At 64.6% G+C, this 17,161-nt stretch carries 16 protein-coding genes; 8 read left to right on the forward strand and 8 right to left on the reverse strand.

Translation table 11 applies throughout. The features are described from left to right. Positions 1-84: 84 nt before the first annotated feature. Positions 85-1,314 (reverse strand): tyrosine--tRNA ligase, encoded by a 1,230-nt coding sequence (gene tyrS / locus ACDI39_RS05755; RefSeq protein ID WP_486537992.1) that lies wholly within the window; start codon positions 1,312-1,314, stop codon positions 85-87. Between the two features lie 325 nt (positions 1,315-1,639). On the opposite strand from tyrS, the gene ACDI39_RS05760 reads away from it, so the two are divergent. Continuing rightward, positions 1,640-2,938: an NAD(P)/FAD-dependent oxidoreductase gene (locus tag ACDI39_RS05760; RefSeq protein ID WP_225788995.1), complete on the forward strand. Its 1,299-nt coding sequence runs from the start codon at positions 1,640-1,642 to the stop codon at positions 2,936-2,938. 29 nt (positions 2,939-2,967) lie between these two features. After that, a complete protein-coding gene (locus tag ACDI39_RS05765) occupies positions 2,968-3,333 on the forward strand; it encodes a cupin domain-containing protein (RefSeq protein WP_225788994.1) in 366 nt (121 codons plus the stop codon). A gap of 76 nt (positions 3,334-3,409) precedes the next feature. Here the strand turns inward: ACDI39_RS05765 and feaR are convergent, their stop codons facing one another. The 3 genes from feaR to ACDI39_RS05780 all read right to left on the reverse strand — a co-directional run bounded on the left by feaR (position 3,410) and on the right by ACDI39_RS05780 (position 6,734). Beyond that, a complete protein-coding gene (gene feaR / locus ACDI39_RS05770) occupies positions 3,410-4,351 on the reverse strand; it encodes a transcriptional regulator FeaR (RefSeq protein ID WP_225788993.1) in 942 nt (313 codons plus the stop codon). Positions 4,352-4,672: 321 nt separating this feature from the next. Further along, the gene (locus ACDI39_RS05775; protein WP_225788992.1) at positions 4,673-5,257 is read right to left on the reverse strand and encodes a DUF3156 family protein; all 585 of its coding nucleotides are present in this window, start codon (positions 5,255-5,257) and stop codon (positions 4,673-4,675) included. Beyond that, entirely contained in the window at positions 5,238-6,734 is a 1,497-nt protein-coding gene (locus ACDI39_RS05780) for an APC family permease (protein WP_225788991.1), read from the reverse strand. The genes ACDI39_RS05775 and ACDI39_RS05780 overlap by 20 nt, the downstream gene beginning before the upstream one ends. Positions 6,735-7,033: 299 nt before the next feature. On the opposite strand from ACDI39_RS05780, the gene ACDI39_RS05785 reads away from it, so the two are divergent. The 5 genes from ACDI39_RS05785 (at position 7,034) to ACDI39_RS05805 (ending at position 13,230) form a co-directional block, all read left to right on the forward strand. Then, positions 7,034-8,521, forward strand: coding sequence for an aldehyde dehydrogenase family protein (locus ACDI39_RS05785; protein ID WP_225788990.1), 1,488 nt, complete (start codon positions 7,034-7,036; stop codon positions 8,519-8,521). Positions 8,522-8,739: 218 nt separating this feature from the next. Next, the gene (locus ACDI39_RS05790) at positions 8,740-10,050 is read left to right on the forward strand and encodes an alginate export family protein (RefSeq protein WP_225788989.1); all 1,311 of its coding nucleotides are present in this window, start codon (positions 8,740-8,742) and stop codon (positions 10,048-10,050) included. 240 nt (positions 10,051-10,290) lie between these two features. Continuing rightward, positions 10,291-11,430, forward strand: a complete 1,140-nt coding sequence (locus ACDI39_RS05795) for an ornithine cyclodeaminase family protein (RefSeq protein ID WP_225788988.1) — start codon at positions 10,291-10,293, stop codon at positions 11,428-11,430. A 31-nt stretch (positions 11,431-11,461) separates the two neighbouring features. Next, positions 11,462-11,884 carry a RidA family protein gene (locus ACDI39_RS05800; protein WP_225788987.1) on the forward strand — a complete coding sequence of 141 codons (423 nt, stop codon included), beginning with the start codon at positions 11,462-11,464 and terminating at the stop codon, positions 11,882-11,884. A 50-nt stretch (positions 11,885-11,934) separates the two neighbouring features. Next, complete coding sequence (locus ACDI39_RS05805) at positions 11,935-13,230, forward strand: NAD(P)/FAD-dependent oxidoreductase (RefSeq protein WP_225788986.1); 1,296 nt, start codon at positions 11,935-11,937, stop codon at positions 13,228-13,230. Between the two features lie 77 nt (positions 13,231-13,307). Here ACDI39_RS05805 and ACDI39_RS05810 read toward each other — a convergent pair whose 3' ends face one another. Genes ACDI39_RS05810 through ACDI39_RS05825 form a run of 4 tightly spaced genes read right to left on the reverse strand, consistent with a single transcriptional unit; the run spans position 13,308 to position 16,154 of the window. Next, positions 13,308-14,045 carry an amino acid ABC transporter ATP-binding protein gene (locus ACDI39_RS05810; RefSeq protein ID WP_225788985.1) on the reverse strand — a complete coding sequence of 246 codons (738 nt, stop codon included), beginning with the start codon at positions 14,043-14,045 and terminating at the stop codon, positions 13,308-13,310. Then, positions 14,032-14,679 (reverse strand): amino acid ABC transporter permease, encoded by a 648-nt coding sequence (locus ACDI39_RS05815; protein WP_486537997.1) that lies wholly within the window; start codon positions 14,677-14,679, stop codon positions 14,032-14,034. The genes ACDI39_RS05810 and ACDI39_RS05815 overlap by 14 nt, the downstream gene beginning before the upstream one ends. Further along, complete coding sequence (locus ACDI39_RS05820) at positions 14,680-15,345, reverse strand: amino acid ABC transporter permease (RefSeq protein ID WP_225788983.1); 666 nt, start codon at positions 15,343-15,345, stop codon at positions 14,680-14,682. Between the two features lie 23 nt (positions 15,346-15,368). Next, on the reverse strand, positions 15,369-16,154 hold the full coding sequence (locus ACDI39_RS05825; RefSeq protein WP_225788982.1) for a transporter substrate-binding domain-containing protein: 786 nt from the start codon (positions 16,152-16,154) through the stop codon (positions 15,369-15,371). A 277-nt stretch (positions 16,155-16,431) separates the two neighbouring features. Here ACDI39_RS05825 and ACDI39_RS05830 point away from each other — a divergent pair, with 277 nt between their 5' ends. Further along, positions 16,432-17,127, forward strand: coding sequence for a FadR/GntR family transcriptional regulator (locus ACDI39_RS05830; protein ID WP_225788981.1), 696 nt, complete (start codon positions 16,432-16,434; stop codon positions 17,125-17,127). Positions 17,128-17,161 lie beyond the last annotated feature (34 nt).

Genomic DNA, 17,161 nt, shown 5'->3' on the forward strand with positions numbered 1-17,161 from the left:
GTACCTGGGCATCGTGAAAAAAGCGTGCTGGCGAGTATGCCAGCACGCGCTCGTGAGTACATTAACCAATCTGCCAGCATTCGATCATTCGAGGACCAGGCGGTAATGGCGCTTCTTGCCCAGGCTCACCCGCCATGCCTGGCGATCGGCAGGCAATGCCAGGTCCGCCGAGTGCACTACCTCACCCTCCAGACGCAAGCCGCCACCGTCGGCCAGGCGCCTGGCCGCAGCGCGCGAAGGCTGCAGGCCGGCCTGCACCAGCACCTCGGCCAGGCTCGGCACCGCCAGTGCGTCCCGAGCCAGGGTGATGGTGGTCAACCCGGCGCCCTCGCCCTGCCCGAACACGCCGCTTGCCGCCTCACGCGCCAGGCGCGCCGCCTCGGCACCGTGGGCCAAGGCGGTGACCTCGTCGGCCAGCAAGGCCTTGGCCTGGTTCAAGGCCGCGCCGCCTTCGCGAGTGAGCTCGGCAATCCGCGCCAGGGGCAGTTCGGTGAACAAGGCCAAAAAGCGCGGCACATCGCGGTCATCGCAATTGCGCCAGAACTGCCAGAAGTCGAAGCTCGGCAGGCGACGCTCGTCGAGCCATACCGCACCATTGACCGACTTGCCCATCTTCTTGCCGTCACTGCTGGTCAAAAGCGGCATGGTCAGGCCGAACAACTGGCGCTTGTCGCGGCGCCGGGCCAGCTCGACGCCGTTGATGATGTTGGCCCATTGGTCGGCACCGCCCAACTGCACGGTGCAGTCGTGCTGGCGGGCCAGTTCGGTGAAGTCGTGAGCTTGCAGCAAGGTGTAGCCGAACTCCAGGAACGACAGCGAATGCTCCCGGTCCAGGCGCTGGCGCACGGCGTCGAAGGTCAGCAGGCGATTGATCGAGAAGTAGCGGCCCACCTGGTCGAGAAACTGCAAGTAGCCAATGCCGTCGAGCCACTGCGCGTTGTCGACCACCAGGCCCGCGCCCTCCCTCAACTGCAGGTAGCGGCCGAAGGTGCGGGTGATGCCGGCGATGTTGGCCTGGATCTGCGTCTCGTCGAGGATTGGCCGGCTTTCGTCGCGAAAGCTCGGGTCGCCGATGCGCGTGGTAGCGCCGCCGATCAACAGGATCGGACGGTGCCCGGCGCGCTGCAGCCAACGCATGAGCATCAGCCCCTGCAGGTGCCCGACATGCAGGCTGTCGGCCGTGGCATCGAAGCCCAGGTAGAAGGTCCGTGGCCCCTCCTGCAGGTGCGTACGCAAACCCTCGAGGTCGGTGCTCTGGTGAATGAAGCCCCTGGCTTGCAGGTGGCCGATCAGGTCGGTCTGTGGATCGCTCATGACAACTCCTTGGGTAAAGGCCCGAGGAGCGAGACACACGTCCAACCGCCTCGGGCGGATGACGTGCACGGGGCAACGACCGCCTCAGGTAGAGGTGGCGTAGCGACGGTAGCGTGGAAGGCTAATTAAGATATTCATGATGTGCATGATCAAGGAGTCTTCATCCAACGTCAAGTATGCCGCCTATACGCCTTATTGGCAGGCTGGTTAAACTCCATGGCATGCTCGGACAAGACACCTACCAATCGTTAGGTGCTCAATGACCCCACGTGCGAGCGCCCATCCGCGACGGCCCTACCACAACTCCAATTCAGCAGGCTGCGTCATGATCACCATCGAAACCCCGACCTACTACAGCGCAACCAAGAAGTACAACCTGAGCTTCCCCACCCTGGAAAGCGACATCGAGGCCGATGTCGTGGTCATCGGCGGGGGCTTCTCGGGGATCAATACCGCGTTGGAGCTGGCAGAGAAAGGCATCACCAACATCGTCGTGCTCGAGGCTCGCTACCTGGGTTTCGGCGGCACCGGGCGCAATGGCGGGCAGATCATGGCGGGCATCGGCCATGACCTGGAGAAGATCAGAAGCAGTGTCGGCGAGCAGGGCCTGAAGGCCATCTTCGAAATCAGCGAACTGGGCGCAGGCATCATCCAGGAGCGCATCGCCCGCTACGCCATCGATGCCGATTTCTGCCACGGCTATGGCTACATGGGCTTCAACCGCCGCCAGGAAAAGACCCTGCGCGCCTGGGAAAAGGACTTCAAGGCGATCAACCGCCGTGACGAGATCCGCTTCCTGGGCGGCTCGGAGGTTCGGCAGATCATCGGCAGCGACGCCTACACCAGCGCCTTGCTGCACATGGGCGCCGGCCACGTGCACTCGCTCAACCTGCTGCTGGGCGAAGCCCAGGCCCTGGTCGGCCACGGTGCGCGGATCTTCGAACACAGCCCGGCCCTGGAGGTGACCTATGGCGAGCGCATCAAGGTGCGTACGGGCCGCGGCTCGGTGCGCGCCAGCAAGCTGTTGTGGGCCTGCGACAGCTTCCTCAACAAGCTCGAACCGGAACTGCATGCACGCATCATCAACACCTACGCCTTCCAGTTGATGACCGAGCCGCTGTCCGATGAGCAGATCCTGCGCATCAGCCCGATCCGTGGTGCCTACAGCGATATCCGCCCGGTGATCGACTACTACCGGGTGACCCGTGAGAACCGCCTGCTGTTCGGTGCCGCCACCCCCTTCATCGAACGCATTCCGCTGGACCTCAAGGCCTGGAACCGCGCCCTGATGCTGAAGATCTTCCCCTACCTAAAGGACGTGCGCATCGACCTTGCCTGGGGCGGCCCGATGGCCACCAGCGCCAACCTGTTCCCGCAAATCGGCACACTGAGCAACCGTCCCAACGCGTTCTATGTCCAGGGCTATTCCGGCTTTGGCGTCACGCCCAGCCACATCATTTGCAAGATCCTCGCCGAGGGCATGCACGAAGGCTCCTCGCGCTATGACCTGATCAGTTCGGTCAAGCATGCGCGGATCCTCGGCAAGGAGCATTTCCGCCCGCTGCTGCTCACTGCCGGCAAGACCGTGCACCAGCTCTCGGGCTATTTCAACGGCCGTCGTTGAACCTTTCCTCTCACCACTGGAGAACTGCCATGACCCTTACCGCCGCCAAGCAAGGCGTACAACTGTCCGAACTCGACGACTGGGGCACTGTTGCCGACCTGGGCTCGGAAATCCTCGAAGGCGAAGTCAAGGCCTTCGGCAAGATGACCCACGGCGCACCGACCGACCCGGTCAGCAGTGCCTACTTCGGCACCACCCGCGGCACGTTCCGCATGGTCTATCCATTCGACGAGCAGGCGGTGATCGTCACCGGCGAAATCCAGTTGACCGACGAATCCACCGGCCAGGTCACCCGCTACAAGGCCGGCGATGCCTGGTTCGTCACCAAAGGCACGCCGGTGCTGTGGGAGGTGCTGAGCGAATCGTTCGTCAAGCATTACCTGGCCGTGGCCTGAGGCCGGTCGCTCGCGAAAACGCCGCCTGTGCCGGAGCACAGGCGGCGTTTTCGTTCGTCGGCAAGGCATGTGATCTTCAGGCCATGGCCTGCGCCCGGTAATCCTTGGGCGAGCGCTCGAACTGCTTCTTGAACGAGCGGCTGAAATGCGCCGAATCGGTGAACCCCCACTTGTAGGCGATCGAGGTGATCGACTCGCTTCTGAACAACGGGTTGGCCAGGTCGTCGGCGCTGCGCTGCAGGCGCGCACGCTGGATGTAGCGGCAGACGCTGTCGCCCTGCTCCTCGAACAGGCGGTACAGGTGCCGCACGGAAATGTTCAGCCGCCCCGCCAGGCTGGCCGGCGTGAGCCCGGGCTGGGACAGCGACTCGTCGATCACCTGCTGCACATAGCGGCGCAGGCTGCTCCCATTAAGGGTGCCAAGGTTGCAGGGGCTGGCACCACTGCGCTCGAAGCCTGGCTCGAGCAAGGCAATGAAAGCGCTCTGCAGTGCCTCGCCCTGGGCGCCATCGTCACTGCCGCTGCCCTCCTTGCACAACTGGTCCATCAGCATATGGAGCATGCGCCCGCAGGCATTGGTCGAGGAGATCTTGCCGAACATCGCGCCAGTGCCTTGCACATGCTTGCGCACCTGGTCCCGGGGCAGCGCCAGCGAGACATGCTCGATCAGGCCGTTGGGGGTGATCTCGCACGGCCCGACCGAGTCCATCAACAGCAGCTCGCCAGGTGCCAGGCTGACGCTCATGCCATCCTGCGCCACGCAGGCATGTCCTGCGCGCTGGCTGACCAAGAAGCAGTGCTGGTCATCATCGAGCGCGGGGTTTTCTCCCAGGCGACGGATCCTGCCGGCGTTGGTGCGCAGGTTGGCTACCGGCAGGCCGGCACGGGAGCAGGCGAACACCTCGCCGATGAACAGCGAGTGATTGGAGGCGAGCGATGTTTCGAAACGGCCGCAGATCTGCTGCATGGCCAGGGTCCAGCGTTCCAGCCCCTGGCGGTCGGGTTGTTGAGTGTGCATGGCTGCCCTCGACGCAGAATTTGTTGTTATGCATGCATTGATAACATGTTAACAATGCATGCACAACGGTCATCTTTCACCGAGAAAAAAAGCAAGGGACGTGCCTAATATGTCAGTCAGTTAAGCGGCGCTTTGTCATTTTTGGGGCTACCTTGCAGCCCATCGCCGGCAAGCCGGCTCCCACAGGGACCGCGGCGACCACACATGATGCGGTTTGCACGGACAATGTGGGAGCCGGCTTGCCGGCGATGGGGCGCGAAGCGGCCCCAAATGACAACTGAAAGTCTTAACTGACCGGCATTGGGGACATGCCAGCCTGACTCAGATGCGTTGCAGCGACGCACTGAGCAAGGCCAGGCTGTTCGACAGATGCTCGCGCTGTTGCGGGCTGATCTGAAGGTAGCGGCGAAACGCCGGCATGCGGTTGACCACCTCGCTGCCGCCCATGTGCTCCAGGCCCAGGCACCATTGCCCGCCAAGGCACTCCAGGGTCAGGCGTTTGAAATCCAGTGGCATCAGCGCCGCCTGCAATGCCCCATCGCTCAGCAGGTGGTCACGCACCTGGGCGAAGCGTGCCTTATCGCCGGCGCGATACACGCAGGCCACGCCGCTACGACGGACCGCACCGGTATGACGCAGCTGCAGCCGCACATCGCCCGGTTGCAGGGCCGGCACGCACAACTGGAATTCGCAGGTCACCACATGCATCAGCAGGTGCGCCTCGACGCGCTCGCGCACCTCGGCACGCCAGCCCTGCGCGGGGCCCTGAATCACCCCGGCAGCCGGCTCCAGCCAGTGCATGTCCAGTTGCCCGAGATTACGCGCCAGGTGCCCGAGCGTAACCCCGGGCCGGTAGCCGGCCGGGGCACGCGGGGCCAGCAGGCGCTCACGCAAACTTCTGATCATGCTGTACGTGCTCCACGGCCTGGCCCGGCTCGGCGGCGAACTCTTTCTCCAGTACATCCTCGACCCGCGCGGGCTTGAACGGGTTGATCTTCTGCACGCACAGCGTCCAGAACAGCGCATAGGCCGCAGTGCCGCCGAGCATGACGGCGAACGGCACATAGATGTCTGCCGGGTTCATCCCTGGCGGAGTGATGAACGCCATGCCGAGGAGGATGCCGGCACTGGAAACGATCTGCGGCAGCGGGAACAACGGCGAGCGATAGGCGCGAGGCAGATCGGGGCGGCGGATACGCAGGATCACCACCGACAAGGTCACCAGCAGGTAGGCGGTGCTCCAGGCGCATACGGCCGCCAGCACCAGGTGCAGGATGTTGTCCGGGTTGCCGCCCAGGTACCAGGCATGCAGGCACGGGATCAACGCCACCACCAGGATGCACAGCAGTGGCGTCTTGAAGCGTGGATGCAGGTAGGTGAAGGCTTTCGGCAACGCGCCATCGACCGCCATGCCATAGAGGATGCGCGGCACACCGGCCATCAAGGTGTTGATGGTGGCGGCACCGGCGAACAGGAAGCCGATGCCCAGCCAGACGGGGCCGATATCCCCCATCACCTGCTCGGCGAAACGCGGGATGGCCATGGGCGTGTCGAGCAGGTGCAGGCCACTGGCGGCATCGAGCACGACGTTCTCCACTTGGCGCTTCATCGCTGCACCGTAGATGAACATGCAGCTGGCCACGCCGAACAGGCCCAGGGCCATCGCCCTGGGCAGCACCCAGGCCGAGCGGCGCAGCTCGGGCGCCAGCGGCGTGACGAACTCGCAGCCGACGAACATGAACATGGCCATGCCGATCAGCGAGAGGATGGTCATCAGGTCGGTACCGACCCGCGAGGCACCGAACGGCCCTTGCAACTCCACCGCCGGCGCGGCGACCAGGCCCAACACGCCGAACACCATGAGGGTGCTCCACATGCCGAAGGTCAAGATCACTTCCGCGCGGCTGAACGCGCTGACTCCGAAGGCGTTGAGCACCGCGAACGCGAGCACGAAGCAGACCCCGAGCAGCCACGAGCCACCGGCGGACTCGGCCAGGGTATTGAGGTGCTCGAAGTTCACCAGCGCCATCACCCCGGCCAGGATCGTCTCGGCGGTGCCTGCGAACACATGCACGATCAGGTACGCCGACAACGTACCGGTGATCGCGAAGAAACGGCCCATGCCGCAATTGATGTAGTCGTAGACGGAGCCGGTGGTCGGCAGGATCGAGGCCGCCTCGGCGAAGGTCGTGGACTGCGCCAGCATCATCAGCGCGGCGATGACCATGGCGATGGCGAAGGCGCCGCCGCCGATACCGAAGCCCATGGTCGCGGTGAGGATCACCGGGCTGGCCATGATCAGCCCTACGGTACTGGCCAGCGCTGTGGGGAAACCGACACTGCCCCGGTTGAGATGCTCGGTGAGCGTGTTGTTGAGTGACATCGTTGTGCCCCGGTTTGTTGTTATGGCGTTGAACGCAGCAAGCGAACCTGCACGCACGGCGGTTGCCTGCCTCCCTGCGTGGCTACTGTGCGCCTCGCATGGCATGGCGTCTTGCCGATGGCTGCCGTGGGCTTTGTTGCTGGCTGCCATGGAGTTGTCATTGGGGGCCGCTTCGCGCCCCGTGGCAGGCAGAGTCATGGTGCTGTCACGGGGACACAAGACCGGCACCACACCGCTCACTATGCTCGAACGCTTTGGCGGCCTGCCGGCCGATCCTCACCTGCCCCTCTGGAGTTCCCATGAGCGACATCCCCCTGCTTCCTTCCGTCAACGCATTCCTGGCCCGCGACCATGGCCTGTTCGTTCACGGCCGGGCCGTGGCCAGCCAAGGCGGCGAGAAGATCGCCGTGGTCAACCCGGCCAACGGCCAGACCATCGCCCATATCGCCGACGCCAACCAGGCCGACGTCGACCAGGCCGTGGCCTCGGCCCGCCAGGGTTTCACCCACTGGTCGCGCACCAGCCCGGCAGCCCGCGCCGCGGTATTGTTCAAGCTGGCCGACCTGCTGGAAGCCAACCGCGAAGAGCTGGCTCAGCTGGAAACCTTGCAGTCGGGCAAGCTGATCGGTATTGCCCGCGCCTTCGAGGTCGAGCAGGCCGCACACTTCTTGCGCTACTACGCCGGCTGGGCCACCAAGATCACCGGCCAGACCATCACCCCTTCCCTGCCCTCGTTCGCCGGCGAGCGCTACAGCGCATTCACCCTGCGCGAACCGATCGGCGTGGTGGTCGGCATCGTGCCGTGGAACTTCGCCACCATGATCGCCATCTGGAAGCTGGCCTCGGCCCTGACCTCCGGCTGCAGCATCATCATCAAACCCAGCGAGTTCACGCCCCTGACCCTGCTGCGCGTCGCCGAACTGGCCAGCGAAGCCGGCTTGCCGGCCGGCGCGCTCAATGTGCTGACCGGCGGCGGCCTGGTGGGCAAGGCGCTGGTCGAGCACCCGGGCACCGACAAGGTATCGTTCACCGGCTCCGTGCCCACCGGCATCGCCGTGGGCCAGGCCGCCATGGGCGCCAAGCTCACCCGAGCCACGCTGGAGCTGGGCGGCAAGAACGCGGTGGCCTTCCTGCCCGATGTGGGCACCGACAAGGCGGTCGACGGCATCATCGAGGCCGGTTTCCTGCACGCCGGGCAGATCTGCGCCGCCGGCGAGCGCTTCTACGTGCACCGCTCGCGCATCGACCCGCTGCTCGATGCCCTGTCCCAACGCCTGGGCCAGTTGAAGATCGGCTCGCCGCTGGACGAGTCCACCCAGTTCGGGCCAGTGGCCAACAAGCCACACCAGCAGAAGCTGGCCGAACTGTTCGCCACTGCACGCGCCGAAGGCAGCCAGATCATCCACGGCGGGAACATCGGCGATGGCCCGGGCTGCTTCGTCGAGCCCACCGTGATTCTCGCCAGAAGCGCCAACGACACGCTGCTCAACCAGGAAACCTTCGGCCCGGTAGCCACCTTCCTGCCCTATGACAACGAAGATGAGTTGCTGCAGTTGATGAACGCTTCGCCCTACGGCCTGAGCGCCAGCCTGTGGACCAACGACCTGGGCAAGGGCATGCGCCTGATCCCGGAAATCCAGGCCGGTACGCTGTGGGTCAACATGCACACCTTGCTCGACCCGGCAGTGCCTTTCGGCGGCATCAAGGCGTCCGGCATCGGCCGTGAGTTCGGCTCGGCGTTCATCGACGACTTCACCGAACTCAAGTCGGTGATGATCCGCTACTGAAGCTCCGGGCGACACGCTCGCCCCGATCACGTTGTCGCCCTCCTGCTCTGTTTCTGGCCAAGGCGTGCAAGCGCCTTGGCAGCCACGAACAAGACCCCGCCCTAGCCGACACGCGCTAATAAGCCGTCGCTGCCAACCGCGACGGCCCTCGCCGAAACGGGGTGCCCACGTACAACAAAAGCGCCTGGCAAGGCGCGCATGACAACGAGGGAAGAGCAATGGTCAAACCACGAACGCTGTCCACCCTGGCCCTGGCGACACTGCTCGCCAGCCAGGCCGCGCCGGCCTACGAGCTGTATGCCGACGACGACAGCCAGCTGAATGCCGACATGCTCGCGGTCTGGGGCATGTTCAACAGCCGCAAGAACTACGACGGCACCCCGGGCGGCTCGACCTGGCGCGAGGGCTTCCTCCAGTACGGCCTGAGCGGCCACCAGGGGCTGGCGGGCAACGGCACGCTGTACGGCGCCCTGAACTGGGTGAGTTCCGCCACCTGGGGCGATGGCGATGCGGCCGGCAACACCGACGGCTCCGAACGCACCACCAAGATCGAGGACGCCTACCTTGGCTGGCGCTCGGGCGACCTGCTGCCGCGATTGGGCAAGGACGGCGTGGACATCTCCGCCGGCCGCCAGGTGATTCGCCTGGGCAGCGGCTTCCTGATCAACGACGACGGCCCCAACCTGGGCAACGGCGTGGCCGACGGCGCACTGGACCGGGGCGGCGCCTACTACCTGGCCGCCCGCCATGCCTTCGATCGCACGGCGATGCTGCGCTTAGGTGGCGAGGACGGCCTGCACGGCAGCCTGTTGTGGCTCAAGTCCGACAACCGCGCCCAGGCTGAGACCGAGCTGGCCGCAGGCACCCTGGACTACGCCCATGCCCTCGGCACCCTGGGCCTGACCTGGATCCACGGCATCGATGTCAGCGACCGGTGGGCCAGCGACTTCCAGAAGGCCCGGGCCGGGATGGATGTCTACAGCGTGCGCGGCGAAGGCAACGCCGGCATCGACAATGCCAGCTTCGCCTTCGAGTATGCCTGGCAAGACAAACACGACGGCCCCGAGCAGGCCTGGTACCTGCAGGCCGGCTACACCTTCGCCGACCTGCCCTGGGCTCCGCAGTTGACCTACCGCTACACCCGCTACTCGGCAGGCTGGGACTCGCTGTTCAGCGGGCTGTCCAGTGGTTACGGCACCTGGTTCCAGGGCGAGGTCGCCGCCAACTACGCCGGCCCCTTCAACAGCAATACCGGCATCCATCACGTCGGCCTGAAGGCGACACCGCTGGAAAACCTCACGGTCGGCGCCCTGTACTTCGACTTCGATACCCTGCGCACCCGCGACAGCCTCGACCTCGATGCCCGCGAGCTCGATGTCTACGTGGAGTGGGCGGTCAACGAGCACCTGATCGTCAGCCCGTTGGTGGGCCTGTACCAGCCACGCAAGGACCAAGGCAATGGCGGCAACCAGGTAGGCGGCAACGGCACCAACGTCTACAGCCAATTGACCGTGGCAATTCCCTTCTAAAGCAGCCGCATCGACACCCACGGGCCCCTGCGCCAGGCGCGCCCGTGTTCGATCGCCAACTCAAGCCATGGCACGGATGGTCAATCCCGCTGGCAGGCTGACACAAGACGACCTACCCGTCGTTAGCGAAACTGCACATCAGCCTACGACGACCTGACCACCCTCTCCTCTTGGTCGAACCACAACAAAAAACCCGACTGCAGCGGTGCCATCCGAGCCGCCTGCGCTGTGAGATCCGCTATGACCCTCGACACCCGAATCGACTTCATCTACCTCAGCGAACAAGACATGATCCGCGCCGGCGTGACCGACATGCCCGCCTGTGTCGACACCATGGAGGAGATGTTCGGCCTGCTCTACCAGGGCGACTACCGCATGGCCGGCCCGAACAACGACTCCCACGGTGCGATGATCACCTTCCCCGAGCATTCGCCGTTCCCGCACATGCCAAAGCCCACCGCGGACCGGCGCATGATGGCCATGCCCGCCTACCTGGGCGGCAACTTCCGCACCGCCGGCGCCAAATGGTATGGCTCGAACATCGCCAACCGGGAAAAGGGGCTGCCCCGCTCGATCCTGATGTTCACCCTCAATGACGCCGATACCGGCGCCCCGCTGGCACACATGTCGGCCAACCTGCTGTCGGCGTATCGCACCGGTGCCATTCCTGGGGTTGGCGCCCGTCATCTGGCACGCCAGGACGCCAAGGTCATCGGCCTGGCCGGGCCTGGCGTCATGGGCAAGACCACCGTTGCCGCGTTCATGGCGGTATGCCCCTTGATCGACACGATCAAGATCAAGGGACGCGGCCAGAAGAACCTGGATGATTTCGTTGCCTGGGTCGAACAGACCTTCCCGCAGATCGTCGACATCCAGGTCGTACAGACCCTGGAGGACGTCGTGCGTGGCTCCGACCTGGTCAGCTATTGCAGCTCGGGCGAAGTCGGCGACCCTTCCACCTATCCCCTCGTGCGGCGCGAGTGGGTCAAGCCAGGCGCCTTCCTAGCCATGCCCGCCCCGTGCAGCATCGACGAGGGCATGGAGCGGGTGGACGTGCGCAAGGTGGTGGACAACACCGGCCTCTACCAAGCCTGGTTCGAAGAGTTGCCCAAGCCTGCCCACAACCACGTGCCACTGGTGGGCGTGCGCTTCATGGACATGATCGCCGAAGGCAAGCTCGCCCCGGAACAGGTGGAAGACATCGGCAAGATCATCAGCGGCGAAGCGCCTGGCCGCCTGGACGACGAGGAAATCATCCTCATGTCGGTAGGCGGTATGCCCGTGGAAGACGTCGCCTGGGGCACCGTGGTCTACCGCAACGCGATCGAGAAAGGCATCGGCGTGAAGCTCAACCTCTGGGAAAAACCCGTTCTCAGCTAACCCCTGCGCAACCCCCTCGAAAGGTTACCCCATGATGCAGATCACCAAACTCAAGACCGGCTCCACATTCGAAGACATGGCCAGCTACTCTCGCCTGGTCGCAGTCGACGACTGGATCTACGTCTCCAACACCGCAGGGCGCAACCCACAGACCCAGGTCATTCCGGAAGATGTCATCGACCAGGCCCACCAGGTCTTCGCCAATATCGAAGCCGCGCTGGCGGCAGTCGATGCCAGCCTGGCGGACGTCATCTGCTCCCGCGTGTTCATCCAGGACCCAAGCGATGTGCCGCGCGTGATGGAGGTGATCGGCGAGAAGTTCCGTGGTATCGATCCCGCCACCACGGTCACCTGCCCACCGCTTGGCTCGACCGTGTACAAGGTCGAGCTGGAGGTCACCGCCTACCGCGGTGCATCCAGTGCACACGTGTCGATGATCCGCCTCGGCCAGTGATACGCCAGGCCTCATGACTGCCCCCGTTCGATCCGCCCGTGAGTGACGCCATGCCTCCTACCATCGATCCCGTTCACACCAGTGCCGCCCATCCTCGTTCGACTACGGTCGTCATCATTGGCGCAGGCATCATCGGCCTGACCGCCGCACTCACCCTCGCTGAACGCAATATTCCCGTGGTGGTGTTGGAAAAAGGCCGAATCGCGGGCGAGCAGTCGTCGCGTAACCTAGGCTGGGTACGCAAGACCAATCGCCATGCCCATGACATGCCCCTGGCGTTGGCGGCCGACCAACTCTGGGCGGGCATGCCCGAACGTGTGGGGGCCGATGTCGGATACCGCCAGGCAGGCATCATGTTCATCAGTCGTAACGAGACCCAGATGGGCCTGCACGAGAGCTGGCTAAAGAGCGTAGGGGGCCTGAACCTGGACTCCCGCCTGCTTAGCGGCAAGGAAATCGCCCAGCTGGTGCCCGGTGGCCGGGCCAACTGGGCTGGCGGTATCTATACCCCTTCGGACGCCCGCGCAGAACCGACCCTGGCCTCCAGCGCCATCGCCCGAGCAGCCATCGCCAAGGGGGCGGTGATCGTGGAAAACTGCGCAGTCCGTACACTGGTAACGGCTGCGGGGAGGGTGAGCGGGGTCGTGACTGAGCACGGCGAGATAAGCTGCGACCAAGTGCTGCTTGCCGGTGGCTTGTGGTCACGCAAATTCCTGGGCAACCTGAAAATCAACCTGCCCACATTACCGTTGACGTGCTCGGTACTGCGTACCGAGCCGATGGAGGGGCCGACCGACATCGCCGTGGGCGCTCCGGACTTTTCGTTCCGCAAGCACAAGGACGGAGGGTTCATCATCACTCAGCGTGGCGCGCTGGATGCGTTTCTGACCTTGGACCACTTGCTCCTGGGAAAACGCTACCTGCCTCAGTTGCGAACGCAGCGTGATGTCCTGCGTATCAGTTTCGGCAAGCACTTCTTCAAGGATCTGGCCCTGGCTCGACGCTGGAATGCCACAGAGGTGACCCCCTTCGAACGTGTACGGATCCAGGACCCGCAAGCTAACCCGGCCCTGAACGATGAAGCCATGCGCAACTTGAAGGCTGCATGGCCCGAATTCGAGCAGGCCCGCATCGCCTCGGCCTGGGCCGGCACCATCGATGTCACACCGGATTCCAACCCAGTGATCGGTGCAGTCCCCAACATTCCTGGGCTTACCTTGGCGACCGGATTCTCGGGGCATGGTTTCGGTACGTCACCCGCGGCAGGTCAACTGGCAGCCGACCTGGTTTCGCAGCATCCCCCCCTGATCGACCCGAGCCCCTATCGTTTCGAGCGTTTCGCATGAGAAGAGCCCTGTCTCTCACCTCGTAATCAGGGTCTAGGTTTAGACATCCTGGTGCGCAAGGCCTGGGGCAAGCGCCCCTACCCCTGCTGCACCACCGCCCCGATGAAATTCGCAAGCTCCGGCGTTCTCGGCGCGGCGAACACCTCCCGCGGGTTGCCTGTCTCATGCACCTTGCCTTGGTGCATGAACACCAGCTTGTCACCCACCTCTCGGGCGAAGCGCATTTCGTGGGTGACCATGATCAGGGTCATGCCCTCGCTGGCCAACTGGCGCACCACGCCGAGCACTTCGTTGACCAGCTCCGGGTCGAGCGCCGAGGTGATCTCGTCGCATAGCAGCACCTTGGGCGACATGGCCAGCGCCCGGGCGATCGCCACCCGCTGTTGCTGGCCACCGGAGAGGCGATCCGGGTAGGCCTCGAACTTGTCGCCCAGGCCGACCCTGGCCAACATCCGTTCGGCCAGTTGGCGGGCCTCGGCCTGGCCTGCCTTCTTCACCACCTGGGGGGCGAGCATGACGTTCTCGCCCACGGTCAGGTGCGGGAACAGGTTGAACTGCTGGAACACCATGCCGACCTTCTGCCGCAGCGAACGCAAGTCGGCGCGGCTGGCATCGAGGTACTCGCCGTCCACTTCGATCACCCCGTCGCTGATCGACTCCAGACCATTGAGGGTGCGCAGGAAGGTACTCTTGCCGGAACCGCTACGGCCGATGATGGCGACCACCTCGCCCTCCTCGATGCTCAGGTCGACGCCCTTGAGCACATGGTTGTCGCCGTAGTACTTATGCAATGCGGACACTCTAAGCAGGGGCATGCAGCCTCCTTTCCAGGTAACGGGCGCTCAGCGAGAGCGGATAGCAGAGGATGAAGTAACCCACGGCCACCAGGCCGTAGATCAGGAAGGGTTCGAAGGTGGCGTTGGCGAGCATGCCGCCGGTCTTGGTCAGTTCGGTGAAACCGATGATCGAAGTCACCGCCGTGCCCTTGACCACCTGCACCGAGAACCCCACGGTGGGCGCGATGGCGATGCGCAGCGCCTGGGGCAGGATGACGTGGCGCAATTGCTCCAGGCGCCCCATCGCCAGGCTGCCGGAGGCCTCCCACTGGCCATGCGGGATAGACTCTACGCAACCCCGCCAGACCTCGGCCAGAAAGGCACTGGTGAACAGCGTCAAGGCGATGGCCGCCGCCATCCACGCCGACACATCGATGCCGAACAGGGCAATGCCGAAGAACACCATGAACAGTTGCATGAGCAGCGGCGTGCCCTGGAACAGTTCGATGTAGCCCTTGGCCACACCACGCAGCAATCGGTTGTCGGAAATCCGGGCCAGCAGCAACGCCAGGCCGACGACACCACCGCACGCGAACGCCACCAGCGACAACAGCAAGGTCCATTGCAACCCCACGAGCAGGTTGCGCACGATATCCCACAAGGTGAAATCCATTCAGCGTCTCCCCATCAGCAAGCGCTGCCCCATCCAGGCCAGCAGCTGGCGCACCAGGATGGCCATGCCCAGGTACAGGACGGTCGTCAGCAGGTAGGTCTCGAAGGCGCGGAAGTTGCGCGACTGGATGAAGTTGGCGGCGAACGACAATTCCTCGGTGGCGATCTGCGAACACACCGCCGAGCCGAGCATGACGATCACGATCTGGCTCGACAGGGCCGGCCACACCTTGGCCAGCGCCGGCTGCAACACCACGTGGAGGAACGCTTCGAAACGGCTCATGGCCAGCGCCGCAGCGGCCTCCAGTTGCCCCTTGGGGATGGCCTGGATGCCCGCGCGAATGATCTCGGTGGAATAGGCACCGAGGTTGATCACCATGGCCAGCACTGCCGCCTGCCACTCCGTCAGCCGCACGCCCAGCGACGGCAAGCCGAAGAAGATGAAGAACAGCTGGACGATGAACGGTGTGTTGCGGATCAGTTCCACGTACAGGCCGAACAGCGCATCGAACGGCCGCAGCCGCCAGGCGCGCACCACCGCGCCGAGCACGCCGATGGCGATCCCGAACAGGGTGCCGACCGCCGTCAGCTGAAGCGTGAACAGTGCACCCTCGAGCAGCAGGTCGCCCTGGGCCAGCACAGGGGCGAAGTCGAATTGATAGGCCATGGGTCAACGACTCCAGGTGCCGTTCACAGGTCGGCCGGGAGCGGCTGCTTCAGCCACTTCTCGGCATTGCGCCCAAGGCTGCCGTCGGCCTTGGCCGCATCCAGGGTGGCATTGACCTTCTCCAACAGCGCCGGCTCCTGCTTGGCCAGGCCCACATACACCGGCGAGTCCTTGAGCTTGACCTTCATCACCGGCACCTTGGTCGGGTTCTTCTCGGCAATGACGGCCATCACCACGCTGCCGCTGGCGATCAGCTCGACCTGGCCCGACAGGTAGGCGGCGATGGTCGAGTTGTTGTCCTCGAAACGCTTGATGATCGCGCCCTGGGGCGCGACGGCGGAGAGCTCCATGTCTTCGATCGAGCCACGGGTGACGCTGATGGTCTTGCCGGCCACGGCGCCGATGTCGTCGATCGCCGTGTCGGCCGGCCCGAATACCGCCAGGTAGAACGGCGCATAGGGGCGGGAGAAATCGATCACGGCTTCTCGCTCTGGGTTCTTGCCCAGGCTGGAGATCACCAGGTCGACCTTGCCGGTGGTGAGAAAGGGAATACGGTTGGTGCTGTTGACCGGGGTCAGGGCCAGCTTGACGCCGAGCTTGTCGGCCAACAGTTGCGCGGTGTCGATGTCCAGCCCACGGGGCTTGAGGTCTGGGCCTACCGAGCCGAAGGGCGGGAAGTCCTGGGGCACGGCCACTTTCAGCACGCCACGGGCAGTGATGTCGGCCAGGGCGTCGGCCTGGGCCTGGGGCAAGGCCAGAGCGCTACCGCAGAACAGGGTGGCCAGGAGCAACGAGCGGAAGTTTTTCATGGGAATGCCTCGAAGGTGAGCACAGAGGTTGCCTGCCCTGGCCAGTGCACAGCCCGTGCCAGCCTTGCCCGCATGCACCGGCAAGGCATCGCGGGCAAGGCCTCGCACGGTCTTACTGGTCTGAACAGTTGCGCAGCGCATGTACCAACAGGTTCATCGCCGCGCACTGCTTTCGTGCAATCGCCCATGGGCCTGCGCCAGTGCAGCGCAAGGCTTGCCAGGCAACGGGCAAAGCCTTTACAAAGCGCAGACAACCTCCGCCGACGGGCCTGAACCGATGCTCGATACTCTTCCCCGCGCAGTCCCGGAAATCGCCTTGCACGCCATCCGAAAGCTGATCCAGGAAGGCAACTACCAACCCGGCGACGCCCTGCCCTCCCAACGCGAGCTGGCCGACCAGCTCGGGGTCAGCCGTGCCTCCCTGCGCGAAGCGCTGTCTTCCTTGAGTGCGCTAGGGCTGGTGAGCGTGCAGCCGGGCAAGGGGGTGTTCGTCCAGGCGCCGGCCAGCCCTGCCTCCGCCGGCTTCTCCTGGCCCTATGCCGAGCAGGTGTCCGCTGCCGATACCTTCCAGTTGCGTTATGCGCTGGAAGGGTTCGCCGCGGGCCTGGCGGCCCTGTCCCTGACGGCTGCGGACATCGACGAGCTGGAGGCCAACGTCGAGGCGATGCGCCTGCAACTGCGCGCCGGCCATTTCGACGCCGCCGCCCGCCTCGACTTCGCCTTCCACCGCCGCCTGCTGGAGGCCAGCGGCAATCGCGCCATGCTGCAGGTGATCACCGCCAGCCAGGACATCTTCCTGGAGAGCCAGAAGCTGCCGTTCATTCGCCCGGAACGGGCCATGGAAACCTGGCAGGAACACCGCAAGATCCTGCGCCAGCTCGCCCGTCGCAACCAGGCCGGGGCGCAACGCGCGATGCAGGAGCACATTCGCAATGCGGCATCGCGCACGGGTGTGGTGTTTTCGGCGATCTAGGGGGAAGCAGAAGCGGTGCGGCGTTCAGTTCTCG

The organism is Pseudomonas sp. Tun-23181, from assembly GCF_057415455.1.